Origin of the sequence: Pigmentiphaga sp. YJ18, assembly GCF_038066655.1 — a bacterium.
Classification (GTDB): domain Bacteria; phylum Pseudomonadota; class Gammaproteobacteria; order Burkholderiales; family Burkholderiaceae_B; genus Pigmentiphaga.
The window spans coordinates 1-26,472 of record NZ_JBBUKU010000006.1; the positions used below are offsets into that span (position 1 = coordinate 1).

A 26,472-nucleotide genomic window follows, 5' to 3' on the forward strand; every position below is an offset into this window, starting at 1 on the left:
GACTGGTACATGGACGGCAAGATCAAGATCGACGAACTCATCACCCACACCCTGCCGCTCGAACGCATCAACGAGGGATTCGACCTCATGAAGAGCGGGCAGTCCATCCGCTCGGTCGTGCTGTACTGACTCAGCGCGGCCCGGTCGGGGTCGTGACGACCAGGAAGACCAGATTTCCCAGCCCGGTGTTGTGCAGCGCGTGCGGCACGCCGGGCGGAATGAGGACGAAGCTGCCCCCGCGCACGACCTGCCGCTCCCGCCCCAGCTCGAGCAGCCCCTCGCCATCCACGAAGTAATAGATCTGCTCTTTCTCGTCATGCACATGGCTTTGCACATAGGCCATGGGCTCGTAGCTCGACAGCCGCAGGTCCAGGTAGCGAGCCCCCGGCGTCTGCGCACTGACCAGGATCTTGGACAGCGCGCCCCCGAAATGGCCGGGCGACTGCTCCCACAGGAACTCCGCCAGTTCGCGGACGCGGGCTTCGGCGGCGGGCGCCTGCGCCGGAGAGGAAGCGGCGCTCATTCGACCTTGTCCAGCTTTACCTTCTTGGCCAGCGCCACCCATCGGTCGCTCTCTTCGATGAAGTAGTCCCTGAGCGCTTCAGGTGGGCCACCCCGCGCTTCCAGCCCCAGGCCGTTCAGCTTGCCGATCAGCTCCGGATTCCGCAACGCCTTGACGGTCGCGGCATTGACCCGATCGACGATCGCGCGCGGCGTGCCAGCAGGCGCGAAAATGCCTATCCATTCCTGGATGCTGAAGCCAGGTAACGCAGCCGCCTCCGCCACCGTGGGCACGTCCGGCAGCGCGGGATTGCGCGTGGCGCCGCTGACGGCCAGTGCGCGCAGCTTGCCGCTGGTGATGAAGGGATACGCGGTGGGCAGCACCGCGAACACGAACGACACCTGGCCGCCCACCAGGTCCGCCATGACCGCGCCGCCCCCCTTGTAGGGAATGTGCTGCGCGTCGATGCCGGCCGCGTTCTTGAACACTTCGGTCGTCAGATGGTTGCCGCTGCCGTAGCCGGCCGATCCGTAGTCCAGGCCTCCTGGGCGGGACTTCGCCAGCGCGATGAACTCCTTCAGGTTCCTGGCCGGCAGCGCGGTCGGCACAACCAGAACCGTAGGCACGGTGGCCAGCAGGCTGATCGGCGCGAGATCCTTGCGCGCGTCGAACGGCAGCTTCTTGAACAGCACGGGATTGGCCGCCAGCGCGGTCGAGGTCAGCAACAGCGTGTAGCCGTCCGGCTCCGCCCGCGCGACCGCCTCGGACCCCGGAATCGATGCGCCGCCGCTGCGGTTCTCGATCACCAGTTGTTGGCCCAGCGCCTCGGAAACATACGGCGCGACCAGCCGCGCGGTGATATCGGTGACGCCTCCGGTGCTGTAGGGAACGACGAGCCGGATCGGCTGGGTGGGATAACCCTGCGCGCCGGCCCCTCCCGCCGCGAATGCCAGCATGCCCGCGAAGACGGTCGCGGCCGACTGCCTGAAGCCTCTCTTCATGATGCCCTCCTGGTGGTCCGCGTCGGCACCGGGCGCGATCGCGGTTGTCTCAATGAATCTTCTGTTCTGTACCGCCGGTTTTCTACCGGCGTGCCGCCTGCGCCACGGCCTGCAAGGCCCGCCATGCGGTGGCCTTGATCGACGACCAGGCGGGCCGGCCAAGCTCCGCCTGCAGGGAATCCAGAATCTCGTAGGTGGGCAGTTGCGAGCAGGCGATGAAGAGCGCATCGCAACTGTCATCCACGGTGCTTCGTGCCAGTGCCGCCACCTCCGACGCGGTGATGCGCCCCAACGCTTCCACGTCGGCCGCGGCCAGACTGCTGACGCGGCGCGCCTCGATGCCGCCCTCGGCCAGGAAAAGGCCCAGATTGCGGTTGACCTCGTCGCTATAGGGTGTGACCAGCGCGATGTGACGAGCGCCGGCCGCTTGCAGCGCCGCCACCATCGACCGCGCGGTGGTGACCACCGGCTTGCCTGTGATCGCGGCCAATTCTCCGGCCAACTGCGCTTCGCCCTGGGGGCCGGCGATAAAGCCTGCCGCCGTGCAGCCATACGCCACCACGTCGATGTCCCCGGGAAAAGTTGCCGCCAGCTCCAGCGCACTGGCCTTGTAGGGCGGCAGGGTTTCCCGGGTCAGCAGACCCGCGCCGCGCGGGATGCGCAAGGTCACGCAGCGCGACCCGTCCGGCAGCCAGGCGGTCAGCTCCTTTTCCATCGTGGTGTTGTTCGCCGGCACCATCAACCCGACTTTCAACGGCGCGGACGAGGCATGCGCATCCATAGGCGGAATCTCCATGTTCGCGGCCCGCGCCCGATGTGCGCCGCCGCATTGCGGCTTTCAAGCGGCGCCCGGCCTGACCAGCCTGGCGCCGGGCCAGGCGGCACTGGCGGCGCGCGTATAAGGTTTGGGGTAGACGACCGCGGCGCCCAGGACTTCGGCCGCGTGCCACCCCCACCGAGGGTCGTCGAGCATCGCCCGTCCCAGGGCGACGAAGTCGGCACGGCCGGACCGCACGATGGCGTCGGCCTGCTGCGCCTGCGCGATCATGCCTACCGCACGGGTCGCCATGCCCGTCCGCTGGCGGACCTCGCTGGCGAACGGCACCTGGTACTCCGGCACGACCCGGATCTGCTGGTGCCCGACCAGGCCGCCGCTGGACACGCAAACGTAGTCGCATCCGATGGACTTCAGGGCGCCGGCGAAGGCCACCGCCTCGTCCAGCCCGAAGCCGCCTTCGGCCCAGTCGCTGGCGCTGATCCGCACGCCCATCGCCCGGTCGGACGGGATGGCGGCCCTGACGGCTTGCGCGACTTCGAGCGGAAAGCGCATGCGGCGCCCGGCGTCGCCGCCGTAGCCGTCGTCACGCCGGTTCGACAGGGGCGACAGGAACTGATGCAACAGGTAGCCATGCGCGGCATGCAGCTCGACCACGTCGAAGCCGACACGCACCGCGCGCCGGGCGGCCGACACGAATGCCTGCCCGATACGCCGCAGTCCGGCTTCGTCGAGTTCGGCGGGAACCGGCCCGCCGTCATCGGCGGCCAACGCGGACGGCGCCTCTACATGCCAACCGCCCTCCTCGACCGGCAACGGCCCGCGCCCCGCCCAGGGCAGGCGCACGGAGCCCTTGCGCCCGGTGTGCGACAACTGGACGCCCAGGCGGGCCCCGCCCCACTGCCGGCAGAAGTCGACCACGCGGCCGAGCGCCTGTTCCTGCGCGTCGCCATACAGGCCCAGGCATTGCAGGGACCCTCGACCGTCGGGCTCGACCGCGGTGGCTTCGGTCATGACCAGTCCCGCGCCCGAGTACGACAGTTGTCCCAGATGAACCAGATGCCAGTCGCTGGCACAGCCGTCCGGCGCGCTGCTGTACTGGGCCATGGGCGACACGGCGATCCGGTTGGGAAGCTCCATGCCACCCAGCGCGAGCGGAGAAAAGAGTGCGGTCATGAGTCAGCCTGCCTCAGTTTTTAAAAATTATCTTATAATTTGGGAAATTTTGTCAATAAATGACGGGAGCGACGCTGCCATGCCCATCGACGAACTGCGCATCTACACCGTCGCCCCCGGCGGCCTGGCCGAGTACCTGCGGCTGGCCGAGGAAGTCGCCGTCCCCGTACGCGGCGACGCCTACGGCAGACTGCTCGGTTTCTGGTTCGGCGAAATCGGCTCGGCTCATCGTGTCTTCAATCTCTGGCAACACGACGATCTGCAGGCACGGCAAGCCGTGCGCGCGCGGCTCGCCGCCCTGCCGGCATGGCGCGACGACTACGTGGCCAAGGTGCATCCGCTGATGCAGGAGCAGGAGATCCGGCTGATGGAGGCCGTGACGCCGATGGCGCGGCCGGCGGACACGGACCACAACGTCTACGAGACGCGGCTCATCCGTACCAAGGTGGGCAAGGCCGCCGAATTTGCGACCCTGCTGCGCGACACGCACCCCGATGCCGAGGCGGTCGTTTCCGTGGGCATCTGGACCACGCTTGCCGGGCGGCTGAACGAAGTCGTGCAGATCCTGGCCTACCACGACGTGGGCGCGCGCCTGGCCGCGTCGCTGGCGCAGGACCGATGGCGCGCCTTCCTTGCGCGGCATGGCGATCTGGTCGATCGCATCGAATCGAGCCTGATGCTGGCCGCCCCCCACTCCCCGCTGCGCTGACGGCGCGGCGGGAACGACGGCCCGGGCATCAGGGTATGCGCGCCTCGATCAGGAACGGACCGCGCCGGGCGCATGCGCCGCGAAAGGCATCCGCCAGGCCCGATACGGTGTCCACCGCCACCGCGTCGACGCCCTGCCCGCGCGCCAGCGCCACCCAGTCCAGTTCCGGACCGACTAGGTCCAGCATCCTGTGCGCCTGTTCGCCGGGCTGGTCGATGCCCACGCCCTTCAATTCGCCCTGCAGGATCCGGTAGCTGCGATTGGCCAGGATGATGGTCACCACGTCCAGCCGCTCGCGTGCCTGGGTCCACAGCGCCTGGAGCGTGTACATGCCGCTGCCGTCGCCCTCGAAGCAGACCACCTTGCAGTCCGGGCAGGCAACACTCGCTCCCGTGGCCATCGGCAGGCCAGAGCCGATGGCGCCGCCGGTGATCTGCAGGTAATCGTGCGGCGCCGCGCCGTCGGTGAACCGGAACAGCGAACGGCCCGACGACACGGACTCGTCGCACAGGATGGCGTGCTCGGGCAGCAGCGCCGCCATCGTCTGCATCACGGTGTCGGCATCGAGCCGGCCATCGGCGGGCAGCGTGGGCGCCTCGGTCGCCGGAACGGGCCGGGCCTTGCCCGGCAGGCCCAGTTCGTCGGCCAGCCAGGCCAACGCATGCAGGGCATCGCCTCCCGGCTCGACCAGGGTCTGGATCTCGCAACCGGCGGGCGTCAGCAAGCGCGGTTTGCCCGGATAGCCAAAGAAAGCCGCGGGCGGATGGCTGCCCACCAGGACCAGCGCCTCTATCCCCGCCAGCGCCGCCACGCCCTGATCCACGGCGAACGGCACCCGCGGAACCGCCAGCCGGCCGCGCCCCCGCGCGACCCGGCGGTTCGACTGCGAGGCCAAGACGCGGATGCCGGCGCCGGCCAACCGGGCTACCACGGGCAGGCCGGCCTCTTCCAGCGCTCGGCCGGTCACCAGCAGGGCGCAGCGCCGACCGGAACGCAGGGCCTCGACGGCCCGGCGCATCCCTTCGGCCGATGCCCGCGCCAGGGCAGGCGGCTCGGCGGCCGCCACCGGTTCGCCGCCGGGACTCCAGGCGGTATCGGCGGGCAGGATGAGCGTCGCGATCTGCCCATCCTGGCTGCGCGCGGCGGTCACGGCATCGGCGGCGTCCCGGGCGATGCCGTGACCCGCGCCGCCCACCCGCCACCAGTCGGAAGCCAGGGCCGCCGCGCCGGGAACGTCGCTGCGCAGCGGGCTTTCGTATTGCAGGTGATCGCTCGCGTGTTCACCCACGATATTGACGATGGGCGACCGGGCCTTGCGCGCATTGTGCAGATTGGCCATGCCATTGGTCAGGCCAGGCCCCAGGTGCAGCAGGGTCGAGGCGGGCCGGCCGGCCATGCGCGCGTAGCCGTCGGCCGCGCCCGTCACCACGCCCTCGAACAGGCCCAGCACGCATCGCATGCCGGGCACCCGGTCGAGCGCGGCGACAAAATGCATCTCCGACGTCCCGGGATTGGCGAAACAGACGTCCACGTTGGACGCGAGAAGGGTTCTGACAAGCGACTCGGCGCCATTCATCATGCGGCACTACCCCATGGAAACGAAACGTTCATGATCGCGCCGCGCCCGCCCTTTCGACGGCGGCTGCGGCGTTCCTGCGGATTCCGGTCAATTCGCCGTGATGTTCGCATCCCGGATCACTTTCGCCCAGCGCGCGCGCTCTTCCTGCATGAAGCGCCCGGCCGCCGCCGGAGGACTGGCCACCACGGCAACCCCCAACGCATCCAGGCGCTCCTTGATTTCCGGGCGAGCCAGCACGACGGCGATTTCCTTTTGCAGGCGGTCGATCCTGTCCTGCGGCGTCCGGGCCGGCACCACCATGCCGAACCAGTTGGTGACGCTGAAGCCCGGCAGGGTCTCGGCCACGGTCGGCGCGTCGGGAAAGACGGCCAGCCGCTGGTCGCCGGTGGTGGCCAGCACGCGTAGGCGTCCGGCCTGGACGAACGGCAGGCCGATGGCCGTCGCCTCGAAGGTCATCTGCACCTGCCCGGCGATCACATCGTTGACGCTGGGCGTGCTGCCCTTGTAGGGAACGTGTGTCAGCTTCAGCCCGGTGGCGGAATTGAACAGCTCCCCCGCCATGTGCGGCAGCCCGCCGTTGCCGCTGGACGAGAAATTGACCTTGCCGGGGTTCGCCTTGGCATAGGCGATCAGTTCGCCCACGGTCCGGGCCGGGAACGCGGGGTTCACATACAGCACGAAACCCGAGGAGGCGACCACGGTGACCGGGGCGAAGTCTTTCTCCATGTCGTAGCTGAGGTCTTTCGTCAGCACCGGCGTAATGCTCAGGTTGCCCATCGTTCCCATCAGCACGGTATAGCCGTCGGCGTCGGCCCTGGCCACCCCCTGCGCGGCCACCACGCCGCCGGCCCCGGGCTTGTTCTCGATCACCACAGGCTGGCCCAGCCTCTCGGCCAGCGGCGGCCCCATCAGCCGGGCGATGGTATCGATCGCCCCACCGGGAGGAAAGCCGATGATGATGCGCACCGGACGCTCGGGGTAGGCCGCCAGCGCGGGCGCGCCGGCTACCACGATGAGCGCCATGACTGCCAGAATCCGTTTCATCGCCGTCTCCGAATAATAAAAATTTCTTACATAGTAGTATATTTTTACGGAAAAGATATACTGCGAATCTGGTTCATCGAGGAGGCAAACGGGGATGTCGAGGCGTATCGAAATCTATGCGGGCACGGCCGGCCACTCCGCCTGGTTCAGCGAAGACCGAGGCGAAACCTGGCTTCACCCCAACAGCCATTCGGGCATGTATCTCGAAGCCCGCGTCTGGACGTTCAGCAGCCACCCCGCCAGGCCGGACATCCTGCATGCGGGGACCGACATGGGCATCTATCGCTGGGACGAATCGACGACCCGCTGGACCGCCGTGCCGTCACCGCTGGAGGACGTCTGGGCGCTGGCGCAGTCGCCCGTCGATCCTGCCGTCATCTACGCCGGCGGACGGCCCGCGGCGGTCTACTGCTCGGAAGACGGCGGCGCATCATGGCGGGCGTTCGAGCTGCCGGGCGCGGCCGCCTTCTCGCCCATCAACCAGGGCCCGACACGCGTCACCCAGATCCTGGTCGACCCCGTCGAGCCCGACGTGCTTTGGGCCACGATCGAGATCGGCGGCATCTATCGCAGCGGCGACCGCGGCCGCACCTGGGTAGCCAGGAACGAGGGACTGGTATCGCTGGACGTCCACGGCATCGCGGTGCTGAGAAAGCCCGGCGGAACGCGCACGATCCTGGCCACCACTAATCGCGGGCTGCACCGCAGCGATGACGACGGCGGACACTGGACGTACCAGCAGCTCGATTCCCCGTGGCAATACACCCGCGCCGTGGTGCCCCGCGCGGACACCGATCGCATCGTGTTCCTGACCAACGGCAACGGCCCCCCGGGCAGCGATGCCTGCCTGATGCGCAGCACGGACCATGGCGACACCTGGCACGCGGTACCGCTGCCGGGCCGGTTCAACAGCACCCTGTGGTGCGTCGCGACACATCCGTCCGATCCGATGCTGCTGTTCGCCTGCACCAACCTCGGCCAGTTGTTCCGCAGCGTCGACGGCGGCGAACGGTGGGAGCGCCTGCCGCACGAATTCGGCGAGATCCGCGCCCTGCACTGGCGCGTGGCGGACATTCCCCCCGACCGCCCGGCCCACTCCATCACCGTCAGGAATTGAGCCATGCAAGAACCGCGTTTTCCCCGCATTCCCCTCGAACAGATGGATCCGCGCCAGCAGGAGGTGGCGGCCAGCATCGCCGCCGGCCCCCGCGGCGAGGTCAAGGGGCCGTTCCTGGCGCTGCTGCACCATCCGGACTTGGCCGACCACCTTCAGCAACTGGGCGAGCACCTGCGATTCGGCACGGGCCTGCCGCCCGAGTTGATCGAGCTGGCGGTGCTCATCACCGCCCGGCATTGGGACTGCCAGTACGAGTGGTTCGCCCACCAGCGCATCGCGTTGAACACGACGGCGCTGGACCCCGCCGTCATCGACGCCATCGCCCATGGGAAGCCGCTGCCCGGCATGCCGGACGAACAACGAGCCGCCTGCGACTTCTGCACCGAGTTGCTGCGCGCCGGCGAACCTGGCCAGCGCGCCTACGACGCCATCCTGCACCGCTACGGCAGACGGGGCGTCCTGGACCTGCTGGCCCTTTGCGGCTACTACGGCCTCCTGGCCATGGTCCTGAACACCGCGCGCATTCCGCTGCCCGACGGCACGCCCGCACCGCTTCCGCCGAAGCGCCGGCCCTAGGTTCCGTTCACCCCACGGCCCTGGCCGGCAGCGCGACGACGTTGGGCGCGCTGGCGATCCGCCGCGACACCTCCCGTCCGGCCTCGATCACCCGGTCGGCGATGGCGCCGAACGCCACCGGGTCCACATGCGACGTGGACGCGGCGACCGCCAGGCTGCCCAGCACGTCGCCCGCGCCATTGAACAGAGGCGCGGCGATGGACACGATGCCCGCGTTGTACTCGCCCGTGGTCATCGCGTATTCGGCCTGGCGTATCTGCTTGAGCGCCTGTTTGAAGCGCTCCCAGTCCGCGCCCAGTCCCACGGCGGCGATGCTCTTGCGATGCTTGGTGAAGATCACCCGCAACTGGTGCAGCGGCAGATAGGCCAGGATGATCTTGGCTGACGCTCCCGCCACCAGCGGACGGCGCTGCCCCCGGCTGAACAGCTCGGGCGGCGCATGCTTGCCCAGCGCCTGCTGCACGCACATGATGGACTCGCTGAACAGGATGCACAGCAGCGAGCTGTGCCCCGTCTCCTCAGTCAGTTGCTGGATCACGGGCGAGCCCGCGATGTAGACCGGATCGCACAGCCTCATCGTCCGGTCCATTTCCGGAATGCGCGGGCCCAGCACATAGGAACCGTTGGCCACCCGAGCCAGCAAGCCCACCGAATGCAGCGTCTTCAGATACCGGTAGCAGGTCGAGGCCGGCGCCCCGGAATAGCGGATCAGGTCCTCCGTCGTCCATACCGGCGCCGCGGGCGTGAACACATCCAGCAGGCTCAACATCTTGTCCAGACTGCTCATGACCCGTCTGCCTTCCGCGGGACCGCAAAAAAACGAAAGTTTCTCATATTGATGTACAAATTAACGATTCCATGCAAGAATCCGGCGAAGAATACGACAGGCCGCCCTCCCTCTTCACCGGCCGTACCGAAAGGGCGCACACCCTGGCCTGCCAGCCGGCACGGCGCGCATCGCACGCCCCCAAGAACGACTCACGGAGACCCACGCCCATGAACAAAGCGGCCGTCGCATTCCTTCTATTCATTCTACAGTTCGGTAATCTTTCATGGGCCCAGGCGCCTTGGCCCGCCAGGCCGGTGAAGATCATCGTTCCCTTCGCCCCCGGATCGTTTACCGACACCGCGGCCCGGGCCGTCGCCGTGGAACTGGGCAACCAGTTGGGACAGCCGTTCGTCATCGAGAATCGCGGTGGCGCAGGCAGCACCATCGGCACCGACGCGGTCGCGAAAGCCGCGCCCGACGGCTATACCTTCCTTCTCACCGATAACTCGTTCGCGGTCTCGGCGGCCCTGTACAAGTCGCTGCCCTACCATCCTTCCTCCGACATTACCCAGGTGGCCCTGGTCGCCGACGCGCCTGCCGTCCTGGCTGCGCGCAACGGCTTGAAGACGCGCACGCTGCGCGACATGGTCGAATTCGCGCGCAAGAACCCCGGTACCTTGAACTTCGGCTCGGGCGGCCAGGGGTCGTCGGCGCATCTGGCCATGGAAGCCTTTCTTCTGCAGAATGGACTGAAGATGGTTCACGTACCCTTCAAGGGAGTCGCCGAAGCCATGACCGAAATCGCCGCCGACCGCATCGACGTCGGCATCGGCAGCGTGGGCTCCACGGTCCAGCACATCAACGGCAAGCGCCTGTTCGCGCTGGCCGTCAGCGGCAAGCAGCGCAACCCCATGCTGCCGGACGTCCCCACCTTCGCCGAAGCCGGCTATCCGGAGTACGGCATGATGTATTGGTTCGGCGTGATGGCACCCGCCGCCGTGCCCGCCGCCATCGTCGAGCGCATGAACCAGGAAGTCGGCAAGGCAGTCAAGACCGACCGGGTGGCCAAGACCTTCGCGGCCGCCGGCGTGACGACTGTCGTGGCACCGGCCGCGGCATTCAAGCAACGCGTGGCGGAGGAAATCACCACTTGGAAGGATGTCATCGCCCGCGCGCACATCGAGGCCCAATGATGACGAATACCCAGACCTCCCCGCTGAAGGACAGGATGCAGCGCCAGGAACTCGCGCTGTGCATGGCACTTCGGCAGGCCAGGACGGCCGACATCTCCATGATGGCGGCCGCCTGCGGCTTCGACGCCGTCTACGTCGACATGCAACACAGCACGATAGGGCTCGATGCCGTCTCGGCCCTGTGCACCGGAGCGCTGGCGGCCGGAATCGCGCCGCTGGTTCGCCTGCCGGGCCTGGACATGGACCTCCTGCAGCGCGTGCTGGACGGCGGCGCCCAGGGCGTGCTGCTGCCCGGTATCGAATCTGCGGACCAGGCCCGGACGGCCGCACGGGCGGGCCGCTACCCTCCGGCCGGCACCCGCTCGGTCATGGGCCCCACGCTCGGAACGTTCTACCGGCCGCAGGACGCTGCCAGCCTGACCGCGCGCGTCAACGGCGAAACGCTGATGATCATGATGCTGGAATCGCCCGGGGCGATTTCCCGCGCCGACGAGATCGCCGCCGTGGACGGCGTGGACATGCTGCTGATCGGCTCCAACGATCTATGCACCGCCATGGGCATTCCCGGGCAACTGCACCATCCCGACCTGTTCAAGGCATACGAGACTGTCGCCGCGGCTTGCCACCGGCACGGCAAGACCCTGGGCATAGGCGGCATACGAAGCGACCTCGCGCTGCAGAAGCGATTGGTGGCGCTGGGCGCCCGCTTCCTGATCGCAGGCAGCGACGTGACTTATCTCATGGCGGCCGCGCGCAAGGACGCGGCGGACATCCGCCAGGCCCTGGCGCATCCGCCCTCCTCTTCGGACCCATCCTGACTCATGACCATTCCTCACGCCTGCGATACCCATTTCCATGTCTTCGGCCCCGCGGACCGCTATCCGTACGCCGGCAAGCTGCGCTACGACCCGCCGCAGGCGGACCTGGAGGACTATCTTGCCGAAGCCCGGGCACTGGGCTTCTCCCGCTACGTCTTCGTACAGCCCAGCGCCTACGGCCAGGACAACCGCTGCATGCTGGAAGCCATGCGCCGCATGGGCCCCGACTGCCGCGGCATCGTGGACCTGCCGGACGACGTCCCCGACGAACAACTGGCCGACCTCCACCAGTTGGGCGTGCGAGGCATACGAATCAACGTGAACCCCATCGCGCAGCCGGCCGCCGGCCTGGCCGACACCCTCATCCCGCGCATCCGGCGCTGGGAGGCCCGCTGCGCGGCCACCGGCTGGCAGCTCGACTTCCTCGGCCCCGGCTGGCTGACGCGGGAACTGCTGCCCACCATGGCCTCGCTCCGGCTGCCCTTCACCGTCGCGCACCTGGGCATGAACCTGGCCGCCGACGGGGTCCGGGCGCCGGGCTTCCAGGCCCTGCTTGATTTCCTGCGCCATGGCGACGGCCTTTGCTTCGTCAAGCTCACGGGCAGCTATCGCATCTCCAAGACACCCGGCTTCGGCGACATCGCCCCCATGGTCCATGCGCTGCTGGAGGCCGCGCCGGACCACCTGATCTGGGGCAGCGACTATCCCCACCTGTCGTTCCAGGAAAACAGCTCGGCCGACCTGTTCAGGCTGTTCACGTCCTGGATCCCCGATGCCGCGCTGCAGCGGCAGATCCTGGCCACCACGCCGGCCAGGCTCTACGGCTGGGAAACGGACTGACGGGCCGCCTGAACGGAAGAAACGAGGCCACGCCGATGGCTGGCTTGTCGATGGGCGAAGATTCCTGTTAGCCTCGCGGGCCGGGGTGCAGGCCGGCGGCAGGCTTCCGCAGGCCTCGGCCCCGAGCAATCCCGAAAGTTTCATCGCCCCGCCGCCGGCCGCCGCGCCGGACGGCCGCAAGGATTCCACATGCCCGAACTGATCAGCCTGCACCAGTGCTTCGGCGGCCAGCAGCGCTTCTACCGCCACGACTCCTCCGCCATCGGCCTGCCGATGCGTTTCTCGGTCTTCCTGCCCACGCACGCCGAGGCGGGGCCCGTGCCGGTGCTGTTCTACCTGGCCGGACTGACCTGCACCGAGGAAACCTTCATGATCAAGGCCGGCGCGCAGCGGTTCGCGCAGCAGCACGGCATCATGCTGGTGACGCCGGATACCAGCCCGCGCGGCGCGGGCCTGCCGGGCGAAACCGACAGCTGGGATTTCGGCGCCGGCGCCGGTTTCTACCTGGACGCGACCCAGGCGCCCTGGGATCGCCACTACCGGATGTACAGCTACATCGTGGACGAGCTGTTCGGGCTGGTGACCTCCGAACTGCCGGGCGATCCGGCACGCGCCGGCATCTTCGGCCACTCCATGGGCGGCCATGGCGCGCTGGTGCTGGCCCTGCGCAATCCGGACAAGTTCCGCTCGGTGTCGGCCTTCGCTCCCATCGCCCATCCGGTCGATTGCCCCTGGGGCCACAAGGCCTTCGGCAACTATCTCGGCCCCGACCGCGAAACCTGGAAGCGGTACGACGCGACCGAGTTGATGCGGACCGCGCGCCAGCCCTTCCCCGGCGGCATCCTGGTCGATCAGGGGCTGGCCGACCAGTTCCTGGAGCCGCAGCTGCGGCCCGAGGCCTTCGAGGCCGCCTGCCGCGACGCCGGCCAGCCGCTGGAGCTGCGCCGCCACGCGGGCTACGACCACGGCTACTACTTCATCTCGACGTTCGTGGAGGACCACATGGCCTTCCATGCCAAGGCGCTGGGCGCCTGAGCCTCAGGACACCACCAGCGCCGCCCCTTCCCCGAAGCACAGCAGGAAGCGGGTGCCCCGGTGCTGTTCGTCGGTGCTGGACGCCACGGTAAGCCGCCAGCCCTGGATGTCGCACACCCGCTTGGCGATCGCCAATCCGAGCCCCCGCTGGACGCCCGCGTCCCCGGCCACGGGCACCTGGCTGTCGCGCAGGCGGCCGCTGTAGTAGCGCTCGAACACGAACGGCTGGTCGGCGGCGGGAATGCCGGGGCCGTTGTCGGCCAGGGCCAGGCACTCCCCGGTCCAGGTCGCGGTCAGCACGGCGGGGGCCGCGTGGTCGATGGCATTGCGCACCAGGTTGCGCAGCACGATCAGAAGGCCGTAGCGGTCCAGCGTGGCCATGGCCGCCTCGGGCACCTCGTTGACCAGGACCAGGCCGGCGCGGTGCGCGCGCTCGGCCAGGCCGCTCCAGGCGTCGTCCAGGCAGGCCCGGAGCGCGACTTCCGTGCGCGGCCCCGCCTGCGCGCTGCTGATGGCGCGCGCCGTCTCGAGCGTGGAGGCGATCTCGTCCACCGCGCTGACGATGCGCGTCAGGCGCAGCCCGGCCTGCGCGGACGGCTCGGACTCCAGGGCGATCAGTTCGGCGTCGGTCCGGATGCTGGTCAGCGGCGTGCGGATCTCGTGGCTGAGGTTGGCCGAGAACTCGCGCTCCTGGGCGATGGATTGGTCCACCTTGTCCTGCATGCGGTTGAAGGCCTCGATCAGTCGGCCCGCCTCGTCGCTGCGCATGACTTTCATGCCCGGGCTGCCAGGCGCCCACGACTCGATGCGATCGGTCACCTCCACCATCGAGCCGACCACGCGGCCGGCCAGCGCGCGGGCGGTCCAGTATCCCAGCAGCGTGCATGCCAGCCAGAGCCCCAGCAGGATGGCGCCGAACTCGTAGACCCGGTGCTCGTTGTCGGTCGCATCGTAGCGCAGGTACACCCGCCCTTTCGCCGAATCGGCCACCGCCACGTGCCAGACCTCGCCCTCGGTGTTGAGCTGGTACTGCCCGGGGCCCAGCCGGGACAGCACGCGCGGCACGTCGCCGTTCGTTCCCACCCATGCATGCAGGCTGGGGCCGAGCAGGATGTCGCCGCCGGTCCAGACCATTTCGCCGGCCTCGAGGCGATGCACCAGGCGCTCGGCCTCGGTCAGCACGATCTGGTCGACGATGCGGTCTTCCTGCCTGTCCAGCACCAGATAGGCGACGATGGCCTGCACCGCCACGAACAAGGCGATGGCCAGTGTCAGCGCCCAGATGACCCGCTGCTTGAGCATGGCGGGACCGGCCATCAGTCGCGCCCCGGGCCGCCGGACAGGCGATACCCCACGCCGTGCACGGTCTCCAGCCCATCGAAGCCTGCTTCGGACAAGGCCTTGCGCAGCAGATGGATCTGGCTGCGCAAGGCATCCTTTTCCGGTACGTCGGTGCCCCACAGGGCGCTCTCCAGGTCGGCGCGCGACACTACCCGGCCGGGATCGCGGATCAGCACCTCGACGATGCGGCTGGCCTTGGGCGTGAGCCGCACCGGCCGCTCCGCCACGTGCACTTCGCGGGTGCGGGCATCGTAGGACAGCGCGCCGAAACGCCGCACCGGATTGGCGACCTGGCCCGAGGCGCGGTTGAGCAAGGCGCGCACGCGCGCCTCGACCTCGGCCAGCGCGTAGGGCTTGGTGACGTAGTCGTCGGCGCCATGGGCGAAGGCGTCGAGCTTCTGCTGCAGTTCGTCGCGCGCCGTCAGCAGCAGCACGGGCGTGGCCTGATGCAGCTCCGCGCGCAGGCGATGCAGCACCGTGACCCCGTCCAGCCCGGGCAGGCCTATATCGAGCAGGACGGCATCGAAGCCGTCGGACCCGAGCCGATACAGCGCGGACGGGCCGTCGTAGGCGACGTCGACGACGTAGCCCTTGGCCTCGAAATAGGCGCACAGATTGGCCGAGATCGTCATGTCGTCTTCGACGACGAGCACGCGGGGATGGGGCGTCTTCATGAAACCGGAGGAAGGACGGGTGTCCAAGTGTAAGCCGCTTTGCCGCGGCCGATGGTAAGGTCGCGGTCTGGCCGGCCCCAGGCCATCGCAAGGAAGCTTCATCCATGACATCGTTCGTCCGCGCATCGCGCCTGCTCTGGCTGGCCTGCGTCGCGCTCGCCTCGGCGGTCCGGGCCGCCGTGCCCGACCCGGGCATCGACGCCAACCCCGAGGCGCAGACCGCCTACCAGCCCAAGCAGGCCGTCATGAGCCGCCACTTCATGGCGGCCACCGCCCACCCGCTCGCCACGCAGGCTGCCTATCGCGTGCTCGAGCGCGGCGGCAGCGCCGTCGACGCGGCCATCGCCGCGCAGATGATGCTGGGCCTGGTCGAGCCGCAATCCTCCGGGCTCGGGGGCGGAGCCTTCCTGGTCCACTACGACGCCCGCCAGGACCGGGTCACGGTATTCGATGGCCGCGAGACGGCCCCGGCCGCCGCGAACGATGAGCGCTTCATGCGGGGCGACCGGCCCATGCGCTTCGCCTTTGCCGTCGACAGCGGCAAGTCGGTCGGCGTCCCGGGCCTGCTGCGGGCGCTGGAACTGGCGCACCGCCAGCATGGCAAGCTGCCCTGGCCGTCGCTGTTCGACGACGCCATCGACCGCGCGCGGCACGGTTTCCCGGTCTCGCAGCGCCTGGCCGCGCTGCTGCGCGACAACCAGCGTCTGGCTGCCCAGCCCGCCGCCCGCGCCTACTTCTTCCACCCCGACGGCTCGGCCCTGCGCGAGGGCGAACGGCTGCGCAATCCCGAACTCGCCCGCACGATGATGCGCATCGCCCGCGAGGGCGCCGACGCCTTCTACCGCGGGCCGCTGGCCCGCGCCATGGTCGAGGCGGTACGCGCCCATGCGCGGCCCGGCGACCTGTCGACCGAGGACCTGGCGCGCTACCAGGCGCGCGAACGCGCCGCGCTGTGCGGCTCCTACCGGACCTATGTGGTGTGCGGCGCGCCGCCGCCCGGGTCCGGGGGACTGGCCGTGCTGCAGATGCTGGCGCTGCTGGACGCCACGCCCATCGCCCGGGCCCGGCCCGAATCGCTTGCCGCGGTGCATTACTTTTCCGAGGCGGGACGGCTAGCCTATGCCGATCGCGACCGCTACGTGGCCGATCCCGATTTCGTGGACGTGCCGGTGGCCGCCCTGCTGGATCCGGCCTACCTGGCCCGGCGCGCGGCGCTGATCTCGGCCGACCGTTCGATGGGCCGGGCCTTGCCGGGGGAACCCGTGCGCGGCGCGCTGGCCCGCCATGGCGTCGACGACACGCCCGCGCTGCCCTCGACCACCCACCTGTCCATCGTCGATGCCCAGGGGAACGCGGTGGCCATGACGTCCACGATCGAGCAGGCCTTCGGCAGCAAGATCCTCGTGGGCGGCTTCCTGCTCAACAATGAATTGACCGACTTCGCGCTGTCGCCGCGCGACGACCATGGCGTGCCGGTGGCCAACCGGGTCGAGCCCGGCAAGCGCCCGCGCAGCACCATGGCGCCCACCATCGTGCTGCGCGCAGGCGGCGAGGTCCCGCGGCTGCGGCTGGTGGCGGGTTCGCCGGGCGGCAGCGCCATCGCCAACTACGTGGCCCAGACGCTGCTGGCCAATCTGACGTGGGGCCTGGACATCCAGACCGCCATCGACCTGCCGCACTACGGCAGCCGCAACCATGCCACGGAACTGGAAAGCGATACCCGCCTGGAAAGCCTGGTCCCCGCGCTGCGCGCCATGGGGCACCCCGTGGCCGTCTCGGCCATGCCCAGCGGCCTGCACGGCATCGAGGTCCTGAGCAACGGACTGCTGCGGGCCGGCGCCGATCCGCGGCGCGAAGGCACCGCATCGGGGCGCTAGGCGCGCGCCCCAACCGGGCGCCGGGGAACCAATTTGGTGAAAATGGCGTCCATTCTGGTCCGGTTGGCGCCGCATGGCTACATCCAGTAGTACATGTATGCCGCCGGAGCCCCCTAGGGGCGGCCATACCCTCTAGAATCTCCGTTTCAGCATTCCAGGCCACGCCGGACGTCCAAGATCCGTGACTGACAACTCCCTTTCTTCCGCAGGGGTGCGCTCGCTCGCCGCCCGCATGCTTCTCTCGGCCCTGGCCTTGTCGGCCGGCCTCCTGGCCGCCGCCCCCGCCAGCGCCTTCGATTTCTTCGATGTCGCCCGCCGCGCCAAGGAACTCTCCGGCGAGAAATACAAGGCGCCCACGAGCCAGCTTCCCAAGGAACTGCGCGACCTCAAGTACGCCGAATACCAGCAGATCCAGCCCAAGCGCGACAAGTATCTGTGGGCCGACGGCCGTACCGCGTTCCAGATCGCCTTCCATCACCCGGGCATGGCCTTCGACCTTCCGGTCAAGATCAACGAGATCGATGCCGAAGGCGTTCGCGAGATCAAGTACGATCCCGCCGACTTCGACTTCGGCCCGCGCCAGGTCGATCCCAAGCTGCTGCGCGGCCTGGGCTTCGCCGGCTTCCGCATCCTCTATCCGCTGAACGATCCGGCCAAGCGCGACGACGAACTCGCGTCCTTCCTGGGCGCCAGCTACTTCCGCGTGGTCGGCAAGGGCCAGGTCTACGGCGTCTCGGCGCGGGGACTGGCCATCGATACCGCCGTGCCCTCGGGCGAGGAATTCCCCCGCTTCCGCGAGTTCTGGATCGCCCGCCCGGCCAACAGCGACAAACACGTCGTGATCTACGCCCTGCTGGATTCGCCCCGCGCCACCGGCGCCTATCGGTTCACCATCACCCCGGGCGAGGACACCCTGGTCGAGGTCCGCTCGCGCGTCTACCTGCGCGCCCCGGTCGCCAAGCTCGGCATCGCCAGCATGGCCAGCATGTATCTCTATGGCGCGACGCAGCCTTCGAGCAGCCCCAACTACCGGCCCGAGCTGCACGATTCCGACGGCCTGGCCTTCCACGCCGGCAACGGCGAATGGCTCTGGCGGCCGCTGAACAACCCGCGCCGCCTGGCCAACAGCTCGTTCATGGTCGAGAATCCGCGCGGCTTCGGCTTGCAGCAGCGGGCCCGGGACTTCCGCCAGTACGAGGACCTGGACGACCGCTACGACCTGCGCCCGACGCTCTGGGTGGAACCCACGGGCAACTGGGGCAAGGGCCGGGTGGAGCTGGTCGAGATCCCGACCGCGGATGAAACCAACGACAACATCGTCGCGTTCTGGGTGCCCGAACACCAGCCCAAGCCCGGCACCGCGCTGGAAATGAACTACACGCTGCGCTGGACGCGCAACGAAGCCGCGCTGCAGGATCCCAAGCTGGCCCGCGTCCTGCAGACGCGGCGCTCGGTGGGCGAGACGCGCGGCACCGACCTGATCCGCCGCCCCGACGGCAGCACCGCATTCCTGATCGACTTCTCCGCTCCGGCGCCGGCCAAACCCAAGGACCCGCCGCTGCCGGTCTCTCTGAACTTCTCCACCGGCGGCAATGCCGACGTGCTCGAGAACAGCCTGCGCCGCAACCCGGTCACCGGCGGATGGCGCGTCACGCTGCGGATCAAGGTCAAGGATCCGGCCAAGCCGGTCGAGATGCGGGCCGGCCTGGTCAACGGGCAGAACCCCGTTTCCGAGACCTGGAGCTACCAGCTGCCAGGCTATGAAACGGGTGAGTGATCCCATGTCCGCAGCGATCGAAGAAGACGCCCTGCGCGCGAGCGAGGCCGAGACCCAGGAACGGACCCTGCTGGAGGCCTACGGCCCCGAACTGGACGAATACGGCGTCGTCCACCGCGACGAAGCCGGACGCGTCTGCATACAGACCGCGCCGGCCATCAAGCGCTCGTCCATGGTGCCCGAACCCTGGGTCACCAATCCCTTCGTGCGCGGCTGGCGCCGCGTGCAGGGCCGGATGCACAAGACGCGGGCCGAACGGCTCGCGCGCCCGCCCGAGCCGCGCTGGAAGATCGCCGGCAGGCTGCGCAGGCTGACCCTACTGGTGGCCGTGGTGGCGCAGACCGCCGTCGCCACCTGGTACATGAAGGCCGTCCTGCCCTACCAGGGCGGACAGATCCTGGAAGTGGCGATCCTGCTGCTGTTCGCGCTGCTGTTCTGCTGGGTCTCGGCCGGCTTCTGGACCGCGCTGATGGGCTTCCTGCAATTGCTGATGGGGCGCGACCGCTACAGCATCTCGGCCACCGTGGCCGAGGGCGTTCCCATCTCGGCCGGCACCCGCACCGCCCTCGTCATGCCCATCTGCAACGAGGACGTGGGCCGGGTGTTCGCCGGGCTGCGCGCGACCTACGAGTCGGTCGCGCGGGCCGGCGTGCTCGACAAGTTCGACTTCTTCATCCTGAGCGACAGCTACAAGCCGGACAACTGCGTGCAGGAACAGCGCGCCTGGGTCGAGCTGTGCAAGACGGTCGAGGGCTTCGGCCGCATCCACTACCGGCGGCGCCGGCGGCGCGTCAAGCGCAAGAGCGGCAACATCGATGACTTCTGCCGGCGCTGGGGCGGCGAGTACGACTACATGGTCGTGCTGGACGCCGACAGCGTGATGAGCGGCGAATGCCTCAAGCGCCTGGTGGTGCTGATGGACGCCAACCCCGAGGCCGGCATCATCCAGAGCGCGCCGCGCGCCTCGGGCATGGACAGCCTGTACGCGCGCGTGCAGCAGTTCGCCACCCGGGTCTACGGCCCGCTCTTCACTGCCGGCCTGCACTTCTGGCAACTGGGCGAATCCCACTACTGGGGGCACAACGCCATCATCCGCCTGGAACCCTTCATCCAGCATTGCGCGCTGGCCCCGCTGCCCGGCAAGGGCAGCTTCGCCGGCGCCATCCTGTCGCACGACTTCGTCGAGGCCGCGCTGATGCGGCGCGCGGGCTGGGGCGTCTGGATCGCCTACGACCTGCCGGGCAGTTACGAGGAACTGCCGCCCAACCTGCTGGACGAATTGCAGCGCGACCAGCGCTGGTGCCAGGGCAACCTGATGAACTTCCGGCTGTTCCTGATCAAGGGCCTGCACCCGGTGCACCGCGCCGTGTTCCTGACCGGCGTCATGTCCTACCTGTCGGCGCCGCTGTGGTTCCTGTTCCTGGCGTTGTCCACCGCGCTGCTGGCGGTCCACACGCTGACCGAGCCGCAGTATTTCGTGACGCCGCACCAGTTGTTCCCGATCTGGCCGCAATGGCATCCCGAGGAAGCCATCGCGCTGTTCTCGACCACGGCGGTGCTGCTGTTCCTGCCCAAGATACTGAGCGTGCTGCTGGCGTGGGTGAAAGGCGCGGGTGGCTACGCGGGGTCCGGCAAGCTCCTGTGGTCCATGCTGCTGGAGGTGCTGTTCTCCATGCTGCTGGCGCCGATCCGCATGCTGTTCCATACCCGCTTCGTCGTGGCGGCGTTCCTGGGCTGGAAAGTGCAATGGAAATCGCCGGCCCGCGCCAACAACGAGACGCCCTGGCGCGAAGCCTTCCGCCGCCACGGCCTGCAGACGCTGCTGGGCGTGTGCTGGGGCCTGCTGGTCGCCTGGCTGAATCCGAACTTCCTGTGGTGGATGATCCCCATCCTGGCGTCGCTGCTGCTGGCCATCCCGCTGTCGGTGATGTCCAGCCGGGTCAGCCTGGGGCGCGGCGCCTTCGACGACGGACTGTTCTGCATCCCCGAGGAAACGTCCCCGCCGCGCGAACTGCACGACACCGCGCGCTACAACGAGGAAAACCAGGCCCGCCCCGCTCCCGGCTTCATGGACGCGCTGACGGATCCCGCCACCAATGCGCTGGCCCGGGCCTTCGCCACCGGCCGCCACCTGCCCGGCCATCCGCTGATCGAGGCGGCCCGCACGCAGCTGGTCGACGAGGTCCTGGAGACGCATCCCGAGCGTCTGCCGGATCTCAAGCGCATGCGGCTGCTGGACGACCCCGAAGTCCTGGCCCGTGTACACCGGGCCCTGGCCCAACCCGCGGCCCAGGCCCGCGCGGCCTGAGCCCCCCTTCCTCCTGTCCTGGACGCTGCCATGCAAGACGGAAAACGAAAGACGGTGACGCGGCAACTGCTGGGCGCATGCCTGGCGGCCTTCATCGCCCTGGGCGCCGGCGCGGCGCAGGCGCAGACCGCGGCCGACATGGATGCGCGGCTCGATACGCTGTTCGGCGAACACGCGTCCTACCGCGGCTTCTTCGACAAGCTGAAGCAGGCCGTCGCGGCCGGGGACAAGGCGGCGGTTGCCGCGATGGCCGACTATCCTTTCCGGACCCGCGTGGAAGGCAAGGCGGTGACCATACGCGATGCCGGCCACTTCATCGCGGACTACGACAGGATCATCACGCCCAAGGTCAAGGATGCCGTGTCCCGGCAGACCTATTCCGAACTCTTCGCCAACTGGCAGGGTATCTCCGTCGGCTCGGGCGAGATCTGGTTCGGCGGCGTGGGCAAGCGCAACGACGTGAAGATCACGGCCATCAATCACTGAAGGCCGTTCCCCCTTACACCGGCAGGTCGATGTCCAGCATCAGGTAGGACAGCGTCTTGCCGTGCGCGTCGCGCGCCAGCGAGATCGTCACGCCGCCGCCCAGGGCTCCTTCGATGACGAAGTTCAGCGCGCGCAGGCGCGGCAGCTCATAGCGCGTGACCGGCCCGCTGGCCAGGTGCGCGTAGGCGCGCATGACGCGCTCCTCGGTCAGTTCGCGGCGCAGGATGTCCCAGGCCGGCTGGTCGTAGGCGATGACCGAGACGTTCGAGGTATTGCCCTTGTCGCCCGCGCGCGAGTGGGCCAGTTCGTGGACCTTGGTGCTCACGGCACGCTCCTCCAGTTCTGTTCGTTCACGGCCGCTCCTCGATGACGACCTCGGGGTGGACCAGATGGCGCGGCAGCAGCAGCGAACGCACGCCGATGACTTCGCGCAGCGCCTCCAGCGTTCCGCCTCCGCCCGCCGGGCCGTTGACGTTGAGCGTGCGCATCTCGAATCCCACCGCCTGCGCGGCTTTCTTGTCCGGGCTGCGCGCCGCCACGCGCAATCGCACCTCGTAGGGCTCGGGGCGTCCCGCCCCCATGCCGTGCAGGCTGCTCATGCCTATGTAGTCCACCCGGATTTCCGGATACGAGAAACCGCGCAGCTTCAGCCGTTCGCGCACGATCTGCTCGGACAGGCGCGCCCGGGCCAGCGCGTTGGGGCCGGCATAGCCGACCTCGCCCTCGCCTATCCAGCCGTCGTGGTAGCCCACCACGACCTTGTAGGTGTCGGTGCGCGGCGCCGCGCGCGTGCCCCGGAAGCCGACGCGGTCCGGGCCCAGTTGCTCGAACTCGGCCTCGGTGATGTCCAGCACGCAATCGGGCGTGATGTAGCGCGCCGGATCATGGATCTCGTACAGCGCCTGCTCGGTGCAGGTCGCCACGTCCAGGCGGCCGCCCGAGCCCGCGACCTTGCCGAGCCGGACCGACCCGTCGGCGTCGACGTCGGCATAGGGAAAGCCGATGCGGGCCATGTCCGGCACGTCCTTCTTCCCGGGGTCGGCGAAACAGCCCCCGGTCACCTGCGCCGCGCACTCCAGCAGGTGGCCGGTGAAGGTGCCGGCGGCCAGGCGGGAATAATCGTCATAGGACCACCCCAGTCCGTGCAGCATGCAGCCCACGAACATCGACGGATCCGCCACGCGCCCCGTCACCACGATCTGCGCATCGCGGGCCAGGGCCTCGCGCACGATGTCCGCGCCCAGGTAGGCATTGGCGGCGGCCATGCGCGGCAACAGCGATTCCACGGGCTCGCCGGTATCCAGCAGCCGAAGCTCGGGATGCGCGCGCACGATCTCGGTCACGTCGTCGCCCACCACCGCCGCCACCACCGGCGGCGGCAACCCCAGCGACAGCGCGTCGCGCCGGATGACGCGCGCCGCGCCCAGCGGATTGGCCGCGCCCATGTTGGTCACGATGCGTATGCCCGCCTGCATGCACGCGGGCAGCACCATGCGCAGGCGGTCCCGCATGTAGGGCGTGTAGCCCGTCTCGGGATCCTTGATGCGGGACAGCGTCTCGCGCGCGATGGTCCGTTCGGCCAGGCACTCGAAGACCAGGTAGTCCAGCTCGCCGCGCTCGGCCAGCTCGAGCGCCGGCTCGAACCGGTCGTCGGAAAATCCCGCACCGGCGCCTATGCGCACGCGCGTCTTGGTCATGGGTTCACTCCGGCTGGATGTTGGCCGCGCGGATGATGCGGGCCCATTTGTCCGACTCCGCCGCCTGGAAGGTGGCCAGCTCCGCCGGCGAACTGGTGGAGACCTCGGTTCCGGTCTTGGCCATCAACTGCGCCATCTCGGGCGAATGCACGGCGTCGATCAACAACTTGTTGAGCGTGGCCGTGACCTCCTTGGATGCGCCGCGCGGCAGATAGGCGGCGGTCCAGTACGACATCTCGTAGCCCTTGAGTCCGGCCTCGTCCAGCGTCGGCACCTCGGGCAGCATGGACAGGCGGCTTGGACGGGTCGCCGCCAGCGCGCGCAGCTTGCCGCTCTTGACCAGCGTGATCGCCGAAGTGGTGTCGACGAACACCACGTCGATCTGGCCGCCCATGAGATCGTTCAGCGCCTGCGGGTTGCTCTTGTAGGGCACGTGGGTCAGCTCGACGTTGGCCATCTGCTTGAACAGCTCGCCCGCCACCTGGCTGGACGAACTGCCGCTGCCGAAGTTGAGCTTGCCCGGCTGCTTGCGCGCGAGCGCGATGAAATCGGCCACGTCGCGCGTCGGGAAATCGGCGCGCACCACCATGATCTGGTAGCCCTTGCGCAGCAGCGCGACCGGGGTGTAGTCCTTGACCGGATCGTAGGGCAGATGCTTGAACAGATGCTGGTTGGCCGCGTGCGTGGTGTTGGTCGTCAGCAGCATCGTATAGCCGTCGGGCGCGGCCGACGCGACCGCCTGGGCCGCGATGAAGCCATTGGCGCCGGGCTTGTTCTCGATCACCACCGTGACGTTGGCCGCCGCCGTCATGGCCTGGCCCAGCACGCGGGCCACCTGGTCGGTGCCGCTGCCGGCGGCGAACGGCACCACCATGCGTATCGGTTGCGAGGGATAGGTCTGGGCCGAGGCGGGACCGGCCAGCGAGCAGGCGAGCACGACAAACGGGATCAGGCGGGTTTTCATGGCGTCTCCGGGTTTTTCGGACCAGTGTAGGGAGACGGTCTTGATATGAGAAGTGCATTTATCATATTGATTTAATGCATTTTCATCATTGATGGCGCCGCATGCGATCGACCTTGACCGTGCATGAACTGGAAGCCTTCCTGGCCGTGGCCGAGCTGCGCAATTTTCGCCTGGCCGCCGAACGCGTCCACGTCTCGCAACCGGCTCTGAGCCGGTCGGTTCAGTCCGCCGAGCACAAGCTCGACGCCCGCCTGTTCGACCGCAATACGCGGCGCGTGGAGCTGACCCGCGAAGGCGAGGAACTGCTGCCCATCGCCCGCCGCATCGTGGGCGAATTCCACGACTCGCTCAGCGACCTGTCCGAATTCGTGGCTGGCCGCCGCGGCCGCATCGCCATCGCCTGCCTGCCGTCCGCCGCCGCGGCGCTGCTGCCCCGGGCCATGTCGGTATTCCAGGGCACCCATCCACGCGTCACGATCGCGCTCGAGCCGGTGTCGGCGGAATTCGTGCGGACGCGGGTCCTGGACGGCAGCGCGGACTTCGCCATTTCGGTGGCGCCGCCGCGGCAGGACGGACTCGCGTTCGAGCCGCTGATCAGCGACGAATTCGTCTGCGTGTGCAGCCGCGACGATCCCCTGGCCTCGCGCCGGCGGGTGTCCTGGTCGGTGCTGGCCGAACGGCCGCTGGTCGCCAGCGGGCCGGCCAGCAGCATCCGCCAGATCGCCGACCAGGTCATGGCGCAATGCGGCCTGGCCATCGAGGCGCGCTATGAATGCGCCAACATCTCGGTCGTGGGCGCCATGGTGTCCGCGGGGCTGGGCATCGCCGCCATTCCGCGGCTGGCGCTCCGGCTGATCGACATGTCGGCGCTGGCCACCATCCCGCTGGCCGGACCCGGCGTCTCGCGCGAGATGGGCATCCTGACGCGCGGCGGCCGGTCGCTGCCGGCCGCCGCGCGCAGCTTCCTGGACGTGCTGCGCCGCCAGGTCTGAAGCCGGATCAGGCTCGCGGTCCGGCGGCCGGCGCCGTGCGCGCCCGGCTGCCCGCCTCCCAGAATCCCAGTCCCGCCGCCAGCAGCAAGGCATGGGTCCAGGCCAGGCCCGCCGCGCTGCCGAACACCATGGGCGCGACCAGGCCGGAAACCAGCGCGAACAGCGCCATCTGGATGAAGCCCTGCATCGAGGCCGCGAGCCCCCGCATCTCGGGGAAGATGCTGAGCGCGATCACCGTCATGCTGGGCGAGGCCAGCGACAGGCCGAAGGTATAGAACACGAAGGGCAGCACCGCATACGGCACGGCCGCCGTGAACAGGCTCGTATAGATCACGGACAGCACGACGCCGAACCCCATGACCAGGAAACCCAGCCGGACCATGCGTTCGGCCGGGATGCGATGCGCATAGCGGCTCGCCATGGCCGAGCCCAGCATCAGGCCGCCGACCATGGGCACGAACAGCCAGCCGAACGCGGTCTCGGGCAGGTGCAGGATGTCCATGATGTAGGCCGCGGCCGAGCCCACGTACAAGGGCAGCCCGCAGAACGCCAGGCCGATCCCGGCGGACATCAGCACGAACCGGGGGCTGCTGACCGAGCGCCGGTAATTGGCGGCGATGCTGCGCAGGTCGAACGGCGTGCGCCCGGCCGGCGGCAGCGTCTCGCGCAGGACCCGCCGGCTGACCGCCCACAGGCCGGCGCCGAATAAGGCCAGCGCCCAGAACACCGACCGCCAGCCGAGCGTGGCCTGCAGCCAGCCGCCCAGGACCGGCGCCAGCGCGGGCGCCACGCCAAACACCATGGTGATCATGGCCATCATCCGCTGCGCCTCGCCGCCCTGGAACTTGTCCTGCACCATGGCGCGCGCGATGACCATGCCGGCGCCGGCGCACAGCCCCTGCAGCACCCGCACCGCGACCAGCATGCCTATGCTGGTGGACAGCGCGGCCAGGATCGAGGTCAGCGTGAACAGCACCAGCGATACCAGCATGACCGGCCGCCGGCCGAACGAGTCCGACAAGGTGCCGTAGAACAGGGTCATGACGCTCATGCCCGCGATGTACAGGCTCAGCGTCTGCTGCACCGCCAGCGGCGACGCGTCGAAGGTGGCGCCGATCGCGTGGAACGACGGCAAATAGGCATCGATGCCCAGCGGCCCGACCATGGTCAGCAGCGCCAGCACGATGGTCAGGGCATGTTTGGGCATGGGGGACCTATCGGA

25 protein-coding genes and 1 pseudogene are annotated in these 26,472 nt (G+C 68.8%); 13 read left to right on the plus strand and 13 right to left on the minus strand.

The genetic code is table 11. The features are described from left to right. Positions 1-129 (plus strand): annotated as a pseudogene (locus WKR98_RS26770) (S-(hydroxymethyl)glutathione dehydrogenase); the annotation flags it as partial. A 1-nt stretch (position 130) separates the two neighbouring features. Here WKR98_RS26770 and WKR98_RS26775 read toward each other — a convergent pair. The 4 genes from WKR98_RS26775 to WKR98_RS26790 all read right to left on the minus strand — a co-directional run bounded on the left by WKR98_RS26775 (position 131) and on the right by WKR98_RS26790 (position 3,454). Then, positions 131-523: a cupin domain-containing protein gene (locus tag WKR98_RS26775; RefSeq protein WP_341435144.1), complete on the minus strand. Its 393-nt coding sequence runs from the start codon at positions 521-523 to the stop codon at positions 131-133. Then, entirely contained in the window at positions 520-1,503 is a 984-nt protein-coding gene (locus WKR98_RS26780) for a tripartite tricarboxylate transporter substrate binding protein (protein WP_341435145.1), read from the minus strand. The genes WKR98_RS26775 and WKR98_RS26780 overlap by 4 nt, the downstream gene beginning before the upstream one ends. 82 nt (positions 1,504-1,585) lie before the next feature. Next, complete coding sequence (locus WKR98_RS26785; RefSeq protein WP_341435146.1) at positions 1,586-2,284, minus strand: maleate cis-trans isomerase family protein; 699 nt, start codon at positions 2,282-2,284, stop codon at positions 1,586-1,588. A gap of 57 nt (positions 2,285-2,341) precedes the next feature. Further along, positions 2,342-3,454: an NADH:flavin oxidoreductase/NADH oxidase gene (locus tag WKR98_RS26790; protein ID WP_341435147.1), complete on the minus strand. Its 1,113-nt coding sequence runs from the start codon at positions 3,452-3,454 to the stop codon at positions 2,342-2,344. Between the two features lie 79 nt (positions 3,455-3,533). Between WKR98_RS26790 and WKR98_RS26795 the strand changes: the two genes are divergently transcribed. Next, positions 3,534-4,163 carry an NIPSNAP family protein gene (locus tag WKR98_RS26795; RefSeq protein ID WP_341435148.1) on the plus strand — a complete coding sequence of 210 codons (630 nt, stop codon included), beginning with the start codon at positions 3,534-3,536 and terminating at the stop codon, positions 4,161-4,163. A gap of 28 nt (positions 4,164-4,191) precedes the next feature. Here WKR98_RS26795 and WKR98_RS26800 read toward each other — a convergent pair whose 3' ends face one another. Then, positions 4,192-5,739, minus strand: coding sequence for an acetolactate synthase large subunit (locus tag WKR98_RS26800; protein ID WP_341435300.1), 1,548 nt, complete (start codon positions 5,737-5,739; stop codon positions 4,192-4,194). Between the two features lie 90 nt (positions 5,740-5,829). After that, complete coding sequence (locus WKR98_RS26805) at positions 5,830-6,786, minus strand: Bug family tripartite tricarboxylate transporter substrate binding protein (protein ID WP_341435149.1); 957 nt, start codon at positions 6,784-6,786, stop codon at positions 5,830-5,832. A gap of 94 nt (positions 6,787-6,880) precedes the next feature. Here WKR98_RS26805 and WKR98_RS26810 point away from each other — a divergent pair, with 94 nt between their 5' ends. Continuing rightward, positions 6,881-7,903 carry a WD40/YVTN/BNR-like repeat-containing protein gene (locus WKR98_RS26810; RefSeq protein ID WP_341435150.1) on the plus strand — a complete coding sequence of 341 codons (1,023 nt, stop codon included), beginning with the start codon at positions 6,881-6,883 and terminating at the stop codon, positions 7,901-7,903. A gap of 3 nt (positions 7,904-7,906) precedes the next feature. After that, on the plus strand, positions 7,907-8,479 hold the full coding sequence (locus tag WKR98_RS26815; RefSeq protein ID WP_341435151.1) for a carboxymuconolactone decarboxylase family protein: 573 nt from the start codon (positions 7,907-7,909) through the stop codon (positions 8,477-8,479). 7 nt (positions 8,480-8,486) lie between these two features. Here WKR98_RS26815 and WKR98_RS26820 read toward each other — a convergent pair whose 3' ends face one another. After that, positions 8,487-9,266 carry an IclR family transcriptional regulator gene (locus tag WKR98_RS26820; protein ID WP_130362241.1) on the minus strand — a complete coding sequence of 260 codons (780 nt, stop codon included), beginning with the start codon at positions 9,264-9,266 and terminating at the stop codon, positions 8,487-8,489. A gap of 296 nt (positions 9,267-9,562) precedes the next feature. On the opposite strand from WKR98_RS26820, the gene WKR98_RS26825 reads away from it, so the two are divergent. The 4 genes from WKR98_RS26825 (at position 9,563) to fghA (ending at position 13,134) form a co-directional block, all read left to right on the plus strand. Beyond that, entirely contained in the window at positions 9,563-10,441 is an 879-nt protein-coding gene (locus WKR98_RS26825) for a tripartite tricarboxylate transporter substrate-binding protein (protein WP_341435152.1), read from the plus strand. Beyond that, a complete protein-coding gene (locus tag WKR98_RS26830) occupies positions 10,438-11,259 on the plus strand; it encodes an HpcH/HpaI aldolase family protein (protein WP_341435153.1) in 822 nt (273 codons plus the stop codon). Before WKR98_RS26825 ends, WKR98_RS26830 begins: the two co-directional genes overlap by 4 nt. 3 nt (positions 11,260-11,262) lie before the next feature. Then, the gene (locus WKR98_RS26835) at positions 11,263-12,099 is read left to right on the plus strand and encodes an amidohydrolase family protein (protein WP_341435154.1); all 837 of its coding nucleotides are present in this window, start codon (positions 11,263-11,265) and stop codon (positions 12,097-12,099) included. 189 nt (positions 12,100-12,288) lie between these two features. Further along, positions 12,289-13,134: an S-formylglutathione hydrolase gene (gene fghA, locus WKR98_RS26840; protein WP_341435155.1), complete on the plus strand. Its 846-nt coding sequence runs from the start codon at positions 12,289-12,291 to the stop codon at positions 13,132-13,134. Between the two features lie 3 nt (positions 13,135-13,137). Here the strand turns inward: fghA and WKR98_RS26845 are convergent, their stop codons facing one another. Both WKR98_RS26845 and WKR98_RS26850 read right to left on the minus strand, forming a co-directional pair. Beyond that, the gene (locus WKR98_RS26845) at positions 13,138-14,451 is read right to left on the minus strand and encodes a sensor histidine kinase (protein ID WP_124690985.1); all 1,314 of its coding nucleotides are present in this window, start codon (positions 14,449-14,451) and stop codon (positions 13,138-13,140) included. Then, positions 14,451-15,149, minus strand: a complete 699-nt coding sequence (locus WKR98_RS26850) for a response regulator transcription factor (protein WP_124692472.1) — start codon at positions 15,147-15,149, stop codon at positions 14,451-14,453. Before WKR98_RS26850 ends, WKR98_RS26845 begins: the two co-directional genes overlap by 1 nt. Positions 15,150-15,253: 104 nt before the next feature. On the opposite strand from WKR98_RS26850, the gene ggt reads away from it, so the two are divergent. The 4 genes from ggt to WKR98_RS26870 all read left to right on the plus strand — a co-directional run bounded on the left by ggt (position 15,254) and on the right by WKR98_RS26870 (position 21,597). Beyond that, positions 15,254-17,026: a gamma-glutamyltransferase gene (ggt, locus tag WKR98_RS26855; protein WP_341435156.1), complete on the plus strand. Its 1,773-nt coding sequence runs from the start codon at positions 15,254-15,256 to the stop codon at positions 17,024-17,026. 232 nt (positions 17,027-17,258) lie between these two features. After that, entirely contained in the window at positions 17,259-18,803 is a 1,545-nt protein-coding gene (locus tag WKR98_RS26860; RefSeq protein WP_124692473.1) for a glucan biosynthesis protein G, read from the plus strand. Between the two features lie 4 nt (positions 18,804-18,807). Continuing rightward, on the plus strand, positions 18,808-21,111 hold the full coding sequence (gene mdoH, locus WKR98_RS26865) for a glucans biosynthesis glucosyltransferase MdoH (RefSeq protein ID WP_305037039.1): 2,304 nt from the start codon (positions 18,808-18,810) through the stop codon (positions 21,109-21,111). Positions 21,112-21,141: 30 nt separating this feature from the next. After that, positions 21,142-21,597, plus strand: coding sequence for a hypothetical protein (locus WKR98_RS26870; RefSeq protein ID WP_341435158.1), 456 nt, complete (start codon positions 21,142-21,144; stop codon positions 21,595-21,597). A gap of 13 nt (positions 21,598-21,610) precedes the next feature. On the opposite strand, the gene WKR98_RS26875 is transcribed toward WKR98_RS26870, so the two are convergent. Genes WKR98_RS26875 through WKR98_RS26885 form a run of 3 tightly spaced genes read right to left on the minus strand, consistent with a single transcriptional unit; the run spans position 21,611 to position 24,258 of the window. Further along, on the minus strand, positions 21,611-21,922 hold the full coding sequence (locus tag WKR98_RS26875; RefSeq protein ID WP_124690989.1) for an AtuA-related protein: 312 nt from the start codon (positions 21,920-21,922) through the stop codon (positions 21,611-21,613). Positions 21,923-21,947: 25 nt separating this feature from the next. After that, on the minus strand, positions 21,948-23,294 hold the full coding sequence (locus WKR98_RS26880) for an acyclic terpene utilization AtuA family protein (RefSeq protein ID WP_341435159.1): 1,347 nt from the start codon (positions 23,292-23,294) through the stop codon (positions 21,948-21,950). A gap of 4 nt (positions 23,295-23,298) precedes the next feature. Then, positions 23,299-24,258: a Bug family tripartite tricarboxylate transporter substrate binding protein gene (locus WKR98_RS26885; protein ID WP_124690991.1), complete on the minus strand. Its 960-nt coding sequence runs from the start codon at positions 24,256-24,258 to the stop codon at positions 23,299-23,301. Between the two features lie 101 nt (positions 24,259-24,359). Here WKR98_RS26885 and WKR98_RS26890 point away from each other — a divergent pair, with 101 nt between their 5' ends. Beyond that, entirely contained in the window at positions 24,360-25,250 is an 891-nt protein-coding gene (locus tag WKR98_RS26890; RefSeq protein ID WP_341435160.1) for a LysR family transcriptional regulator, read from the plus strand. Between the two features lie 7 nt (positions 25,251-25,257). On the opposite strand, the gene WKR98_RS26895 is transcribed toward WKR98_RS26890, so the two are convergent. Next, positions 25,258-26,457, minus strand: a complete 1,200-nt coding sequence (locus WKR98_RS26895) for a multidrug effflux MFS transporter (RefSeq protein WP_124690993.1) — start codon at positions 26,455-26,457, stop codon at positions 25,258-25,260. Between the last annotated feature and the right edge of the window lie 15 nt (positions 26,458-26,472).

Coding starts and splice junctions, on each gene's coding strand:
- WKR98_RS26775 (WP_341435144.1), bottom strand. CDS start 523: ATGAGCGCCGCTTCCTCTCCGGCGCAGGCGCCCGCCGCCGAAGCCCGC.
- WKR98_RS26780 (WP_341435145.1), bottom strand. CDS start 1,503: ATGAAGAGAGGCTTCAGGCAGTCGGCCGCGACCGTCTTCGCGGGCATG.
- WKR98_RS26785 (WP_341435146.1), bottom strand. CDS start 2,284: ATGGATGCGCATGCCTCGTCCGCGCCGTTGAAAGTCGGGTTGATGGTG.
- WKR98_RS26790 (WP_341435147.1), bottom strand. CDS start 3,454: ATGACCGCACTCTTTTCTCCGCTCGCGCTGGGTGGCATGGAGCTTCCC.
- WKR98_RS26795 (WP_341435148.1), top strand. CDS start 3,534: ATGCCCATCGACGAACTGCGCATCTACACCGTCGCCCCCGGCGGCCTG.
- WKR98_RS26800 (WP_341435300.1), bottom strand. CDS start 5,739: ATGAATGGCGCCGAGTCGCTTGTCAGAACCCTTCTCGCGTCCAACGTG.
- WKR98_RS26805 (WP_341435149.1), bottom strand. CDS start 6,786: ATGAAACGGATTCTGGCAGTCATGGCGCTCATCGTGGTAGCCGGCGCG.
- WKR98_RS26810 (WP_341435150.1), top strand. CDS start 6,881: ATGTCGAGGCGTATCGAAATCTATGCGGGCACGGCCGGCCACTCCGCC.
- WKR98_RS26815 (WP_341435151.1), top strand. CDS start 7,907: ATGCAAGAACCGCGTTTTCCCCGCATTCCCCTCGAACAGATGGATCCG.
- WKR98_RS26820 (WP_130362241.1), bottom strand. CDS start 9,266: ATGAGCAGTCTGGACAAGATGTTGAGCCTGCTGGATGTGTTCACGCCC.
- WKR98_RS26830 (WP_341435153.1), top strand. CDS start 10,438: ATGATGACGAATACCCAGACCTCCCCGCTGAAGGACAGGATGCAGCGC.
- WKR98_RS26835 (WP_341435154.1), top strand. CDS start 11,263: ATGACCATTCCTCACGCCTGCGATACCCATTTCCATGTCTTCGGCCCC.
- fghA (WP_341435155.1), top strand. CDS start 12,289: ATGCCCGAACTGATCAGCCTGCACCAGTGCTTCGGCGGCCAGCAGCGC.
- WKR98_RS26845 (WP_124690985.1), bottom strand. CDS start 14,451: ATGGCCGGTCCCGCCATGCTCAAGCAGCGGGTCATCTGGGCGCTGACA.
- WKR98_RS26850 (WP_124692472.1), bottom strand. CDS start 15,149: ATGAAGACGCCCCATCCCCGCGTGCTCGTCGTCGAAGACGACATGACG.
- ggt (WP_341435156.1), top strand. CDS start 15,254: ATGACATCGTTCGTCCGCGCATCGCGCCTGCTCTGGCTGGCCTGCGTC.
- WKR98_RS26860 (WP_124692473.1), top strand. CDS start 17,259: ATGCTTCTCTCGGCCCTGGCCTTGTCGGCCGGCCTCCTGGCCGCCGCC.
- mdoH (WP_305037039.1), top strand. CDS start 18,808: ATGTCCGCAGCGATCGAAGAAGACGCCCTGCGCGCGAGCGAGGCCGAG.
- WKR98_RS26870 (WP_341435158.1), top strand. CDS start 21,142: ATGCAAGACGGAAAACGAAAGACGGTGACGCGGCAACTGCTGGGCGCA.
- WKR98_RS26880 (WP_341435159.1), bottom strand. CDS start 23,294: ATGACCAAGACGCGCGTGCGCATAGGCGCCGGTGCGGGATTTTCCGAC.
- WKR98_RS26885 (WP_124690991.1), bottom strand. CDS start 24,258: ATGAAAACCCGCCTGATCCCGTTTGTCGTGCTCGCCTGCTCGCTGGCC.
- WKR98_RS26890 (WP_341435160.1), top strand. CDS start 24,360: ATGCGATCGACCTTGACCGTGCATGAACTGGAAGCCTTCCTGGCCGTG.
- WKR98_RS26895 (WP_124690993.1), bottom strand. CDS start 26,457: ATGCCCAAACATGCCCTGACCATCGTGCTGGCGCTGCTGACCATGGTC.